The 14,355-nt window shown below is 45.5% G+C and carries 9 protein-coding genes; 8 read left to right on the top strand and 1 reads right to left on the bottom strand.

Features of this window, described 5'->3' with window-relative positions; all coding sequences use genetic code 11:
* The first annotated feature begins 81 nt into the window (after positions 1-81).
* From KOE27_RS14260 to KOE27_RS14295, 8 genes are all read left to right on the top strand, one after another.
* Positions 82-909 (top strand): transketolase, encoded by an 828-nt coding sequence (locus KOE27_RS14260; protein WP_215239531.1) that lies wholly within the window; start codon positions 82-84, stop codon positions 907-909.
* Positions 902-2,896, top strand: a complete 1,995-nt coding sequence (locus KOE27_RS14265) for an NAD-dependent epimerase/dehydratase family protein (RefSeq protein ID WP_215239532.1) — start codon at positions 902-904, stop codon at positions 2,894-2,896. Before KOE27_RS14260 ends, KOE27_RS14265 begins: the two co-directional genes overlap by 8 nt.
* The gene (locus KOE27_RS14270; RefSeq protein WP_215239533.1) at positions 2,893-3,813 is read left to right on the top strand and encodes a transketolase family protein; all 921 of its coding nucleotides are present in this window, start codon (positions 2,893-2,895) and stop codon (positions 3,811-3,813) included. Before KOE27_RS14265 ends, KOE27_RS14270 begins: the two co-directional genes overlap by 4 nt.
* Positions 3,810-5,510, top strand: coding sequence for a hypothetical protein (locus tag KOE27_RS14275; RefSeq protein ID WP_215239534.1), 1,701 nt, complete (start codon positions 3,810-3,812; stop codon positions 5,508-5,510). The genes KOE27_RS14270 and KOE27_RS14275 overlap by 4 nt, the downstream gene beginning before the upstream one ends.
* A gap of 2 nt (positions 5,511-5,512) precedes the next feature.
* Positions 5,513-6,619 (top strand): acyltransferase family protein, encoded by a 1,107-nt coding sequence (locus KOE27_RS14280; protein ID WP_215239535.1) that lies wholly within the window; start codon positions 5,513-5,515, stop codon positions 6,617-6,619.
* A gap of 289 nt (positions 6,620-6,908) precedes the next feature.
* On the top strand, positions 6,909-7,652 hold the full coding sequence (locus tag KOE27_RS14285) for a glycosyltransferase family 2 protein (protein WP_215239536.1): 744 nt from the start codon (positions 6,909-6,911) through the stop codon (positions 7,650-7,652).
* A gap of 11 nt (positions 7,653-7,663) precedes the next feature.
* A complete protein-coding gene (locus tag KOE27_RS14290) occupies positions 7,664-10,345 on the top strand; it encodes a hypothetical protein (protein ID WP_215239537.1) in 2,682 nt (893 codons plus the stop codon).
* Positions 10,346-10,348: 3 nt separating this feature from the next.
* Positions 10,349-11,368: a hypothetical protein gene (locus KOE27_RS14295; RefSeq protein ID WP_215239538.1), complete on the top strand. Its 1,020-nt coding sequence runs from the start codon at positions 10,349-10,351 to the stop codon at positions 11,366-11,368.
* Between the two features lies 1 nt (position 11,369).
* On the opposite strand, the gene KOE27_RS14300 is transcribed toward KOE27_RS14295, so the two are convergent.
* A complete protein-coding gene (locus KOE27_RS14300) occupies positions 11,370-14,270 on the bottom strand; it encodes an outer membrane beta-barrel protein (protein WP_215239539.1) in 2,901 nt (966 codons plus the stop codon).
* Positions 14,271-14,355: the final 85 nt, after the last annotated feature.

A 14,355-nucleotide genomic window follows, 5' to 3' on the forward strand; every position in this document is an offset into this window, starting at 1 on the left:
TTCGTATATTGCGCGCTTATTTGAAACAAAATGCTTGTTACTTTGTAGTCAACTTTAACTGCTCAGATACACAGACTGGCCATGACCGTAGAAGAAATCACAAACGATCCCAGACAAATAAGCGGTGAGCTGCGGCTTAAAATCCTTGGCCTGTACCATCAGGCGAATGCAGGCCATATCGGGTGTTCCCTCAGTTGTATCGACCTGATGATCGGCGTATTGTTCCTGAATAAAGATACCAACGATACTTTCATACTTTCCAAGGGACATGCAGCGGCGGCGTTATATGCCTGCCTCAATACGCTCGGGGAAATAACAGACGAAGAACTTGCCACTTTTTATCTGGACGGTACTACGCTGCCCGCCCATCCGGCCCCGCGCCAGTACAAGGGAATTCCTTTTGCAACGGGCTCGCTCGGGCATGGACTGCCCATTGCCACAGGTATAGCCCATGCAGCCAAAGTGTCTGGCGAAGACAGCATATCTTTTGCTTTGCTGTCCGACGGCGAAACAAACGAAGGAACTACCTGGGAAGCAGCGAATTATGCTATTGCCAACCAGTTGGACAACCTGATCATGATCATTGATAAAAATGGCCTTCAGGGATTTGGGTTTACAGATAAAGTACTTGGAGAAACCGCGGCCATTGAAAAATGGAACGCCATCGGTTTTGAAACAGTAGCGGTTGACGGCCACGATATACTCGAAGTGAGCAGAACGATTAAAGAATTAAAGTCTCATAAAAACGGATTACCTAAGGCAATTATCGCAGACACGGTAAAAGGAAAAGGTGTTTCCTACATGGAGAATAAGCTGGAATGGCACTACCTGCCCATGAATCAGGATCAGTATGCACAAGCCATACTGGAAGTAAAAGAACGTTACCTTAACGAATTCACGAATGCTTGATCAGTTACCGGTCTATCGCGATAAAATTGAAAAACTAAAAGGACCAGTTTTCGTATTCGGTGCCAGCGGTTTTATCGGTGCCAATCTTTTCAACGATATTTTCAAAATCAGGAAAGACTGTTACGCACTCACACACGACGCAACCAAAGCATGGCGGCTGAAATTGCTGAATGTGCCGTTTGAAAACATTATTCACTGTGATATCCTTTCAAATAATTCGGTTTCGGAGGTATTTGAAAAATACAAACCACAAACGATTTTCAATCTGGCCGCCTACGGCGCTTACAGCAAGCAAAGCAGTGTGAACCTCACTTATGAAACCAATGTGTTAGGTACGGTCAACATTCTTCAGAACTGCACCCGTGAAATGGTGTATATCCATGCCGGAAGCAGCTCGGAATATGGCTTTAACTGTACCGCTCCCAAAGAGACGGATCGCGTGGAGCCTAACAGCCATTATGCCGTTTCCAAGGTATCCGCCGCTTATCTGTTAGAATATTATGCCCGGTTGGCTGGTCTCAAAACCCTAAATCTCAGGCTTTATTCCATATACGGTTACTGGGAAGAACCCGATCGGCTCATTTCCAGATTAATCGAAAAAGCACGTCAAAAACAGTTACCATCACTGGTATCCCCGGACATCAGCCGGGACTTTGTTTTTATAGAAGACTGCGTGGAGGCGTTTGTAGATGCCGCCCTTAAAGTAGACCGAGCTACCTCGGGTAAATCCTATAATATAGCCACTGGCCGAAAAACGACGATCGGGGACCTTGTAAATACTTCCCGCAAAACATTTGGTATCCCTCAGGAACCTCAATGGGGAAGCATGTCCAACAGGAACTGGGACCTGGCCGAATGGTATGGAAACCCCGGTTCTTTCCAGGATGATTTTGGCTGGGTTGCACGAACTTCCCTTGAAGAGGGATTGTCCAAGACAGAGCAATGGCAGCAGGCGATACGGTATGAGGAAACCGTCATACCCGCCTTTGAAAATCCGAAACTGAACCCGGTAATCACAGCCATTATTGCCTGCTACAAGGATGCCCAGGCCATTCCCTACATGTACGACAGGCTGGTTAAAACTTTCAACCAACTGAAAGTTCGTTATGAGATCATCTTCGTGAACGACAATTCTCCTGATAACCAGGAAGAAGTCATTAATAACATTTGTGACAAAGACCCCAACGTAGTGGGTATCAGCCATTCCAGGAACTTTGGCTCACAGTCGGCTTTCCTGAGTGGTATGGAAATTGCTACCGGCGACTGCGTGGTACTCATGGATGGTGATCTTCAGGACCCACCGGAAATCATTCCCGATTTTTATGAAAAATGGATGGAAGGAAATGATGTGGTGTATGGCGTACGCGTGCAGCGTGAAATGAAACCGCATATTCATTTCTTTTACAAAACCTTTTATAAAGTATTCCAGAGCCTGAGCTACATCCCCATACCGCGCGATGCGGGTGATTTCTCCATGATCGACAGGAAAGTGGTAAAGGAACTGGTTGATCTTCCCGAAACAGAACAGTTTCTGAGAGGTTTGCGCGCCTGGGTTGGTTTTAAGCAAACAGGAGTACCTTATGTGCGCCCTGAAAGGATGTTTGGGGTTTCAACCAACAACTGGACCAAAAATATATGGTGGGCGAAAAAAGCGATTTTCTCATTCAGTTTTGCTCCGCTTGAACTGATGAGTTATGCCGGTTTTGCACTAACGGGTTTATCAATTCTGGGAATTATCTGGCAGATCCTGGCCAAGTTTATCTTCTTCCCCGACACACCGCAAGGTATCAGTACTGTCATCGTTCTGATCGTATTCTTTGGAGGGCTTACCATTCTGGGGATATCATTCCTGGGTGAGTATATCACCAAAATATTTGAAGAGACTAAAAAACGACCGAAATATATTCGTACTCGTATCAGACGCGGCTCCAAGTCCTATAAAACCGCTGATGAAATAAGGACACTTGTAAAACAGCTAAGAAAATGAGAAAAGAATTTTCGTCTGCCATTGAGGAACTGGCCGCTGAGGACGACTCCATCGTCTTCATTACGGGTGACCTTGGATACAACGCACTTGAAAATCTGCAGGGCAAGCTTGGCAAGCGTTTTATAAATGCCGGTGTTGCCGAGCAGAACATGGTAGGAGTAGCGGCGGGTTTTGCACACAAAGGGTACAAAGTGTTTTGCTACAGTATCGCTCCGTTTATCGTTTACAGATGTCTGGAGCAATTTCGTAACGATGTCTGCTTTCACAACCTGCCGGTTTTCCTGGTTGGTAACGGTGGCGGATACGGTTACGGCATCATGGGCAGCAGCCACCATACCCTGGAAGATATTGCCTGCCTGAGCGGATTACAAAATGCAAATGTATGGGTTCCGGCGTTTTCCGATGAAGTGGGCCCGGTGATCAGGCAAATAGTGGCAGACGCCCACCCAGCCTATCTGCGGCTTGGCGCCGGGAAAACCACGCCCGACAATAGTTACTCTTCCGGGTCGTTCAAGGTGATCCATAAAGGTGCGGAAGCCGAAATGACCGTTTTTGCCCTTGGCCCCGTAGCAAATAATGTGATGACCGCTTTGGGGCAAATTCCCGAAATAGCCTCAAAAATAAACGTGATAACCGCCCTGCATTTCCCTCTGAAAATCGAAAACGACCTGATGGAAATACTGGCTTCTGCCCCGCATATTATGGTTGCCGAAGAGCATATTGGTACCGGTGGCCTGGCGCAGCAGCTTTCTGTACAGCTTCTTGAAAAAGGCGTGGGGATAAGTTCCTTCAAAAGTCTAAAAGCCGAAGGATACCCCAACTCCCGATATGGAAGCCAGGCTTATCATCAGAAGCTCTCCGGCCTGGATGCCGCTTCCATTGCGGGTTATATCAGTCAAATGATGATTCCCGCATGAATAAAAAGGCTTTCAATATCGTCATAAGCCTGATTATTCTTATTCCGGTTGTCGTTTTTTTTACGGCCTGGAATTATTATGCCATTAATATACCCAAGTGGGACGACCACGCGCTAAAAACCTTCATCGTGGAATACAGCCAGGCCACCACCTGGCAGGAAAAATTCGCTTCTGTTTTCAAGCAGCATAACGAGCACCGCATAGCCCTCACCAGAGCAATCACCTGGCTTGACTTCAGGCTTTTTGGCAGCCTTAATTACAGGCACCTGATGCTGGCCGGAAATTTCCTGCTGCTGGCCCTTATTCCCCTCTGGTTCCTGTTGCTTAAAAATAACAAAAAGCCCTATTTTGCCTTATTGCCAATTCCGTTTATCTGGCTGACCCTGGCTTTTTGGGAAAATATGTATTGGGGAATGTCCGCCATTCAGAACTTTGGTGTGGTTACTCTGGCCGTCTGGACGTTGTATCTTTGTGTCAATCCCAAACCATGGCCATTTACACTTTCGCTGCTTCTGGCACTGATAACTGTCGCAACAAGTGGTAATGGGCTGCTGATTTTACCCATTGGAGGTGTGTTGCTGTTTCTCTCCCAAAACCGGAAACGGTTTGCCTTGTGGATTCTGATGAGCGCAGGTGCCGTATTCAGTTACTTTTACTGGTACTCTAAAAACGTTTCCAATCCTGTTTCCAGAGCTTCCGTTTTCCAGCTGGCAAAAGGCTATATGGCTTTCCTGGGTTCCTTCGCGGAATCATTCCCGGTTTTGGATAATTTCAAAGTCTGCGTGTTCTCGGGAATATTCCTTTTTCTGGTCGCCGTTTCCATAGGTTCCACCACCCTTTTCAGGATCATACGAAACAAGTATAGTGCGAAGTCTGAAAAGGCAACCGACCTTTTCTGCCTCGGCACCATTCTTTTTATTCTGGGTACTGCGCTGATAGTCGTCTATTCCCGCGCCGGATTTGGCCTTGAAACCCTGATCACCAGCCGCTATAAAATCTATTCGGTACTGCTGCTGATCACCGGCTACCTGTACGTAGTGATCCCGATCCGCGGAAGTTTTTTATCCCCCTACATTTCTGCGATCATTTTACTGGGAGTTGTTTTCAACATTTTCAGCTACCACTATCACCTGGTAGATGCCAGTTCCCTTCGGAAAATGCTGACCATGAGCCAGTTCAACTGGACCTACACCAATAAAAGTCTTGAAGTACGGCCGGATACCTCCTTTGCCGCTAACATTGTTGCCAAAACTCCGGTATTTTACAGCACATGGCCTGCCCCTATTAAACTTGCTGACAAGCAGGGCTACGCGGGTACTACCAACGGTTTGCCGGAACTATACGCCCAAACACAGTTTGATATTTCCAAGACAGGTATCTCGGTTAAAAACAATAAATTTTCCAGCCAGCGTCTTCAGGATAGCGGAATTTATATCCTGCTGAGTTCAGACAAACGTTTTTATGTTTTTCCTGCCTACCGCACCCGGAACAGAAATCGTAAGCAGCTATTTATCAAGCAATATTACTTCGCTCCCGGCTTCCATTCGGATATCTTTTTTGCGGAAAATCAGATTGAAAAGGGAGATTATAAGATAGGGCTGATCCGCCAGCAGGGCGACGATACCAGCATTTTATTTAAGGATAAAACCGTTCATATTCCCGAAACCATTTCGGAAAAAATTAAAGTAAACTGGTGAGCATGCACACAACCTCCAAGGGACATATTATTCAACTTGACGGTATCCGCTTCATAGCAGTTGCCCTGGTACTGATAGACCACCTGCTTGCCGATATAAACACCATACCCTTTGGTCCGCTCGGGGTGACCATTTTCTTTGTGTTGAGCGGCTTTCTTATCACCAGGATACTACTGAAGAGCAAAGAAAAAACTGCATCCGAGCCCGGAGGGTTTAAGAAATATCTCCGCAAATTCCTGATTCGCCGTACCATCCGGATCTTCCCTGTTTATTACTTATGTATTGCCGTTTTGTACATTCTGGATGTCCCCCCCGTTCGTGAGCAGCTTGCGTGGCTGGCTTTGTATGGTACCAATATCTATATCGCTGTTAACCAGCACTGGATGGGTGTGGTAGATCATTTCTGGTCTCTGGCAGTCGAAGAACAGGTTTACTTATTTTTCCCCTTCCTGATATTTTTTGTTTCAAGAAAAAACCTGATCCCCTGGCTGGGTTTCATGGGTGTGTTCAGTGTTGCGCTGCGGTTCTATTTTTATTTCTCCGGTAAGGAATGGTTTGTCTCTTACGTGACCATGCCTGCCTGCCTTGACTCGTTTGCGCTGGGTGGCCTGATGGCCTGGCTACAACTATACAAAACCGACGTGTTTGTTCGGCTGTTCAACAAATCTTGGCCGGTGGTACTGGGGCTGCTTTCATGGATTTTACTGCATTATATATCCAAGCATCTGGGACAGAAATACAACATTGCGAACGTAGTGCTGGACCGGCTGGTTTCTTCAATCTTCTGTTTTTTCCTGATCGGACGGGGAGTAATCGGGTATGGAGGGCTCATGAAATTTTTTCTTGAAAATCCTGTCAGCGTTTACCTTGGGAAAATCAGTTATGGGATTTACTTGTATCACAACTTTGTTTACAACCACTTTCACAGCGGCCCCAACCACCCGGTTGTGAGGTTTTTCAATAAGGCTTACCGTAACTTTCCTGAGCTGGAAAATTATCCTGCCTTTCAGGTGGTGTCGGTATGTATCTTTACCGTTATGATCGCGTCGGTATCCTGGCATTTTTTTGAAAAGCCAATTAACGCACTAAAAGATAAATACGCCGGTTAACCCCGCTTTGATATAGCATTTAACCGGGATCCCCATTGTAACAATTTTACCTCTTCTCAATTCAAAAAAACTAAAAGAAATACGGCTCAGTGGAAAGGATGATACTTTTGGGGCACCAACTGTGCTGGATATGTGTTACAGAATTATAGCGGGAAAATTTGTAACTTTATACTTTTCAAATATTGCATATCCAGCCGGTAAATAATTACAGTTGATATTTAATGCATTTAACACCACTATCCCGTTAACATTTATTAATTTCGCGCAAACTTACCAAATAAACTTCTGCATGTCGTTCCTTCTGAGTATAGTAATGCCCGCCTACAATGAGCAGGATTGTATAGAAAAAGTAGTACATAGCTGGACAAGTTTCTTACAAAGAAAATTTCCCAACGATAATACAACACTTATAGTAATTAATGACGGGTCGAAAGACAATACGAAGGTACTTTTGGATAAATTAAAAACCGAGGTATCCAATCTGACTGTGATCCATCAGAAAAATGGCGGCCACGGCAATGCGGTTGTGAACGGCTACCGTACCGCTCTGAAACTTGACTCACAATACGTTTTTCAGACAGATAGTGACGATCAGTTTATTTCGGACGACTTTGATAAACTCTGGGAAAAACGCGATAAATCACAGTTTATCCTGGGATACAGGCAGGTACGCCACGATGCCAGTGTGCGCCTGTTTATCACGAAGTTTCTTAGAGGTACCATTTCTGCAGTTTATGGCACTTTTATCATGGACAGCAACATACCTTTCAGGCTCATTAAAGGTAGTTTTCTTAAAAAACTGATGGACCAGTTGCCTGATCCTGAACCATTTGCACCTAATATTTTCCTGGCTGTGATGGCAAAAAAATCTGGACAGGAAACATTTGATATCCCCATTACCCACAAAGACCGTGAAACGGGCGAGGTATCCATCGTGAAATGGAATTTGTGGAAAGTATGTATTCGTAGCTTCAAAGAATTGTTACGGTTCCGTCTGGAGCTTAATCAAAAAGTGAAAGCGATCCGTGCATAAACAGTAGGCCTGTGACGAAAAAAAAAATAATATTTATCCTGCTGGCAGTTGTAATTGTGCTGGCAGGATATTTTGCATTTAAGTGGTTCAGAGGGTCAGGGGCTTCCTGGAAATTTATCCCTTCCAGTGCGATTGTGGTCATCACGAGTGAACATTTGCAGGATTCGTCTTATCTGGCCACTGAGGTCGGCCTAGATCTTAAAAGACTTCCCCTGGTGGACATAGCGAGCGATAACCTGTCTTTGCTCAACCTGCTCACCCGAGACCAGAAAAAACTTTACAGCTTCCTGAATAACAAGCAGATATCTTATTCCTATCACCCGCGTACCGCAACAGAATGGGGTGTAATTCTTTACATACCTGTCAATGGTGAGGAAGAAGCCAAATGGCTGGCCAGTCCGGGTCACAGTAATATAAAGGTGTTACATCATAGCTTCCAGGATAACCGGATTACGGATATCAACGATACCAACTCCCGTCCGCTATTCTCCTATATTGTTAAAGACCAGTACCTTATAGCGAGCTACTACGGCGACCTGATCGAAGACGTGATCAGGACCTCTTCCATCAGCATTCAGAAATTTGAATTAAAGTCACGGTTTTCCAAAATCGACGATACTTCGTACGGTACAAGCATTTATCTGAAGGCGGATGCATGGAAATCTGTCATACCGGATGTGGCTGGAAACCATTACTCCGAATTTGCCAGGAGCCTCCCGGCTCTGCAGGATTTCCATATTGGTGACGACAAAGACAATACAGGATTAACCATCCGTTCGGACGGCTCGGCCACACCGGACCATTACCTGGCCAAAATGCTCGCTGATGGCCCAGGCTCAAAATTCACCGGCCACAAGCATATTTCCCAGCAAACCTCGCTGCTATACAGATACGCTGCGGCAGACAAGGAAACATTTCATGATAATTTTGCCTCGTGGCATCAAAAGTACAAGTCGCCCGCCTGGGACAAGCTCTATTATTACATCGGGAAGGAAAGTGAATTGTTTCTTGACAATTTCGGGGCAGAACTGATCCTCTGTCAGCAAGAGGAAAACAACAGTATCAGCGACGGCAAGATCCTGCTTGCTGAATATTCCAGTTATGACAAACTGCGCCTGACGCTCCAAAAGCTTTCCAAACTGTCCAATGATCAGACGAACACGAGCATGGACAAGTTTCAGGGATATGATATTTTTGCGATCGGAATCTCCGAATTCCCTGGTGCGCTCTTCGGAAATTCATTTAATGGTTTTTCCAAAACCTACGTCACCTACATTGCTCCCTATCTTGTGATGAGCAATAACGCTCAGGTTTTACAAAACTATATTGTCGATTTTGAGAATCAGATTACCTGGAAACAATCGCCGGAATATGACAGCGTGCTAACTACCTCAAAAACCGAGGCCCAGGTATCTCTGGTGGTCAACCTGCGAAAACTGCAGTCGGAGGCGGGAGGCTATCGCGGAAAAACATACACTGATCTTACGTCCAAAATCGAGTCGGTGGTGATCCAGTGTTATTATGATGGAGACGAAGTCTTTCCTGAAATTTCATTATTCCCCAAAAAACGGTCCAGTGCCGCAAAAGTTCTTAACCGGACTTTCCTCAACATTGATATTGAATGGCCCGAGATACTGGACAAAGAACTGGCAGCACTGCAAAATCCAGTTGATGGCAGTTCGGAAATTTTACTGACCGACAAGGAATTTAACCTTCTGAAAATAGATAACCTCAGAACCGGAAAACCCGAGAATATCTCCAGGCTGAACGGCAATCTGAATACCGAATCATACAAGGTCGATTTCCTGAATATCGGGCGGCAGCAACGGGTATTCGCCACGGCAAGATCCGTATATGCGATCGATGAAGACGATTCAACCAATTACTCCACATTTACGCAGTCGCTGCCTTCCGCGGATAACATCACAGCATTATACCTGATAGACGGCGGTGAGGATGGCAGCAACCGGTTTGTCATTAAAAGCAGCGCGAATGAATTGTTCCTGTGGGAAAGTGTGGGCAAGCCGCTCCGCAAACTAACCCGTTCGGTATCTTTTGAAAATCTTGCCGGGCCCGTCATGACACTAAATCAGATTGGTAACCGGGGTTTTATCGTGACACAGCGTAATGGCAAAATTTATCTTCTGGGAGAAAACGGAGCCATACGGCGGGGATTTCCAACGGATATCCTGACAAGAACCGAAAGTGCATTCACATGGGCGCAAAATCATGAAAACGGGCAGCCCGAACTGCTGGGTGTCAGTGTATCAGGTGAGCTCATTCGGATCAGTCTGGAAGGAAAAATAGTAGCACGCAAGCAGCTTTTACGTCCTGAGCCCGGAGCCACTTTCAGGATTTTATACGACCGCAATTCCCTGGACTGGATATTAACCCGCTCCACGCGTTCCAAAACGGCCATTATCGGCAAAGACGGAAACGATCTGTTTGAAATCAAGGATATTTTGCCAGATGCTTCCATACAATATCATTTTTTTGGAGTGGATAACCGCTTCATCAGTATTAAATCTGGTAGTTATTCTACTATTTTTGATATGACAGGAAAGCGCCTTGGCGACAAAGCGATACCTTCTGAAATGCCTGTTAAGCTAACTTACCAGCCGGGCTATTACAAACTGCTGGTTTTTAGTCGTTCTGAAAAGAAAATTCAGGTATGGTCCATTAAGCTGAGATAACCGATGAAATTTCTCCGATACTTCTTCTTGCTCCTTTTTGTGCTGATCTGGCTGGCCGGATTAAGTCCGTACTTTAACAATCTGGCAGATCAGGCAGGTCTTCTTCGTGACAGTTACCGTTTTGGCGATCTGTACCGGCTATCCAACCTGCCCGATTTTAAGGACCCTCGTAAGAGCTGTGCAGCTTTTAAGCCGGTTGCAGATTACGGCACCCGTAAACCGGTTCACCTGTATATCATCGGTGATAGCTTTACGGAAAAAGAAAGGATAAACGAAACGAATTTTGCGGCAGACCAGTACCACTATGTTCACTGGAGTGAGGTGCTTCATTTTAAGCCGGATACCTCTGCCATTCACGTATTATTACTGGAATCCGTGGAGCGTCATTTCCGCGAAAAATTTGCTGCCAGGCCGCTCTCCAATATCGTTCCTGATTCGGCCACTTATGCTGTTGCCGGAAAACCGTCCGTGATGCAGACCCTTGACCAAGCCTTTAAATCGGAACCTACCGAAGGCCGCCTCGATCAGTTATTGTTTCAAAACGATCTGATCCTGAGTCTGAAACAACTCAAGGCAAAATTCAATTTTGACATTTTTGACAGAACCAACAAAGAGGTTACCTTGGTAAATAACAACCGGGATATTGTGTACTACATGGATACTGATACCCCTGAAACGACGTCGTCTTTCACCCCGGTGACCAATGCCGAAATAGATTCTATAGTTTTGCACCTCAATGAAACTGGAAAGGCAATGGCGCAGCTTGGTTTCAGCAAGGTACTGCTTTCCGTTATTCCTAATAAAGTCTCCGTGCTGAGTCCTGATTATGGCACATACAATCACCTTATAGAAAAGGTTTATGCCAATCCCAGACTGGAATTGGCATATATAGATGTACTGCAGGATTTCAGAAAGCTGGGCGTATCATCCTACCTGAAAGGAGACTCACACTGGACCTGCGAAGGGCAGAATCTCTGGCTGGAAAAGACCAACCGTAAAATCGCCGAGGTTTTGCACCCTTAGGTTAAAATCCGCCGGGCCCTCTTCCTCCGCCACCTCCACCAGGAAACCCTCCGCCAGGCATGCCTTCATAGTCATTTCTTCTCCGGTTATCCTGAGCAGGCATTTTACCAAAATTGCGAAGCGTATAAGTAAATGTCAGCATGGCATACTGGGTCAGTACGCGGCTTGTAACATCCTGTACATAGGTTTCGGTTACCGACCGGGTAATGCTGTTATTCTGTTTCAGAATATCAAATACCGTAAGTTTCAATTCACCGGCATTGTTCTTCAGGAATTTTTTACCGATACTGGCATTCCACAAAGTAAAGTTTTGATTAAACCCTTGCCCTAACCCCCTGTACGACTGATTGTTCACGTCGGTCTGAAACACAAAACCTTTTCCAAAAATCCAGTTCAGTCTTCCCGCCAGCCCCTGGGTATAGTAATTGTTGTTCAAACTAGGCTGAATGGTATTCCGAACAACATTATAATTTCCAGAATAGGATAGTGTAAAATCAATTTTCTCGCTGATATTACTGCTCAGTACCAGCCCTTGCGACATGGCATAGGTATTCGAAAAGTTGGTTACATAATTAATCATACCGGGTGCTCGGGTATAGTTAAAACCGGTCGTCAGGTTAACGTTGAGTTTGATTTTAGATATTGGCTTTCCGTAGGTAAGGAAAGTACGGGCATTCCAGCTTCCGTCCAGGTTCACCGGTGCGGTAAGCTTTGCACCCTGTTCCAGCATAATTCCGTTGGGGAGTTCTGTTGGCTGCTGCGCAATGTAAGTCGAGTTCACAATGGCGTTATTGGTCTGGGTTACCAATACAAAAGCATTAAAATTATAAGGTCTGGACGCCCCGGCGACAGAATAACGAACATTCAGGGTATTTCTGTATTCCTGTTTCAGATCCGGATTTCCTGCGGTGAGCGATACCGGATTGCTGTTATCAATTACATTTTGTAACTGGGAAATGGATGGCTGGTTGGTTGCACTTCTGAAAAAGGTACGGAACTGCGTGCCCGATTTGGACCGGAACATTAACATGAAATTGGGCAGGAAATTAGTGAACGACTGATCCACTTTGGTATTATTGGGCGACAGCTGCTGGCTGTACAAACCTGTGTTCTGAAAATCGACGCCTGCATTCGCGGTCCATGCGCCTTTGCGAAAACGGTATGATAAACCCGCACGGTTAGTAGTATACCGGTTATCAAAATTATTGGACAGAAGCGTATCCAGATCGGTATATCCCCCTTCATCAAAACTCATATTATACGTTTCCTTTTTGCTGTTGCTGTTGCTCAGGGTAAGGCCGTAATTGAACTGTAACTGACCCGTTTTACTGATCGGTTCGGTATATACCAGATTTCCACCCAGCGTTGTTCCATCGGACCAGGTATGACTTTGCTGGTCAATGGTATCTCCCGGCATAATCAGATTATTGAAGTACAACTGTTTGGAATACAGGTTCCCCAAACCTGTTTTGTCGTTCAACTGCGTATTGAGGTTCAGCGAAATACTCCGGCCTCTTTTGCTGAAAGCATGGCGGAACAGAATATCGTTTCCGAAATTGTACCCACTATTTTTTGAGCTTTTGATATTATCCTGGCTGTTGAGCTTACTTCCGTCGCCTAAAGATGTGAGGCCCGCCGTAGCGCTGTTGGCGCGATTGTCCTGAAAGCTTAGCCGGGGCGTAACAATTAAAGAATTGTTTTTATTGATGTTATATTCCACACGGAGGTTGACGCGGTGATTCAGATTGGTGGTGCTGGTACTACTGGTTTCATCATAAAACTGGTTTTGAGCCCCACCGGAAAGAAAAAACTGCTGCTGTGTACCCTGATAGTTGGAATTACCGGTTCTGTTAAAGAAATAACTCCCTGAAACATCTACCTTCTCACCAAACTTATTGGAATAGTTCAACCCAATGGAATTGGTACCAGTGATACCGTTCTGATTGCCCACCATAAAATTGTTGGAGGCTCCCCCTCCCCCGCCGCCTCCACGGCCACCTCTTCCTGCCCCGCCTCCCCCGCTTGACCCAGTTACACCTAACAGATCCTGGCTCGAAAAGTTTTGCTGATTGATGTTATTGCTGAGCCCTATGACAGAAATACGCTGGTTGTTTTTAAAGTAACTCACATTGCCACCGGCCTGATAGCGGTCGTCAAGGCCATATCCGGTAAACATTTTTCCAAATTGCCCTACTTTCCGGTCAGCTTTCGTAACGATGTTGATGGTTCGCTGGGCATTTCCGTCATCAAATCCCGTAAACTGGGCCTGATCACTAAGCTTGTCGAATACCTCTATTTTATCAACGATCTCAGCAGGGAGCGATTTTAAGGTTAGCGCGGCGTCATCCCCAAAAAACGGTTTCCCGTCTACAAGTACCCTGTTAACGGTTTCCCCATTAGCAGTTACCGTTCCGTTGCTCACCGTTATGCCCGGCATTTTCTGAATAAGATCCTCAGAAGTAGCATCCGGGTTGGTTTTGAAGGCTGCGGCGTTAAACTGGGTGGTATCTCCCTTTTGTTCCATGGGCGTTACCTGTCCAATGATCTTTACCTCTTTAAGATTGGACACCGCTTCCTGCATCATAAATTTACCCAGATCCAGATTACCATCGGCGGTACGGATGGTTTTACTAATGTCCCTGTAACTAAGATAGGATATTTTTACAACATAACTGGTTTGACTGGTCAGACCCGAAAATACAAACTTACCGTTAACATCCGTGGTGACATATTCAGGCTTTGCTTCGGGGATATTTTTGGTAACAGAAACGTATGCACCCACTACAGGTGAATTTGCTGCACTATCCAGCACTGTTCCGGTAAGCTGTATACTTTGTGCAAATGCATATCCCGGCAAAACCAGGATTACGATAAGGATAAATTTGTGCCAATGTCCGTTCATGGAGTTTCACTTAAAGGTTTATAGCGTTTTAGAGGCGCAAAGCATCTTTAAGTTTAAGCCAGATGGTTAATATTGTTAAATAATC

The sequence above is a fragment of the Dyadobacter sp. CECT 9275 genome (genome assembly GCF_907164905.1).
Lineage (GTDB): Bacteria > Bacteroidota > Bacteroidia > Cytophagales > Spirosomataceae > Dyadobacter > Dyadobacter helix.

Bases quoted from the DNA above. Each gene is read 5' to 3' on its own strand.
- KOE27_RS14280 (WP_215239535.1), top strand. From the start codon at position 5,513: ATGCACACAACCTCCAAGGGACATATTATTCAACTTGACGGTATCCGC.
- KOE27_RS14260 (WP_215239531.1), top strand. From the start codon at position 82: ATGACCGTAGAAGAAATCACAAACGATCCCAGACAAATAAGCGGTGAG.
- KOE27_RS14295 (WP_215239538.1), top strand. From the start codon at position 10,349: ATGAAATTTCTCCGATACTTCTTCTTGCTCCTTTTTGTGCTGATCTGG.
- KOE27_RS14275 (WP_215239534.1), top strand. From the start codon at position 3,810: ATGAATAAAAAGGCTTTCAATATCGTCATAAGCCTGATTATTCTTATT.
- KOE27_RS14270 (WP_215239533.1), top strand. From the start codon at position 2,893: ATGAGAAAAGAATTTTCGTCTGCCATTGAGGAACTGGCCGCTGAGGAC.
- KOE27_RS14265 (WP_215239532.1), top strand. From the start codon at position 902: ATGCTTGATCAGTTACCGGTCTATCGCGATAAAATTGAAAAACTAAAA.
- KOE27_RS14285 (WP_215239536.1), top strand. From the start codon at position 6,909: ATGTCGTTCCTTCTGAGTATAGTAATGCCCGCCTACAATGAGCAGGAT.
- KOE27_RS14300 (WP_215239539.1), bottom strand. From the start codon at position 14,270: ATGAACGGACATTGGCACAAATTTATCCTTATCGTAATCCTGGTTTTG.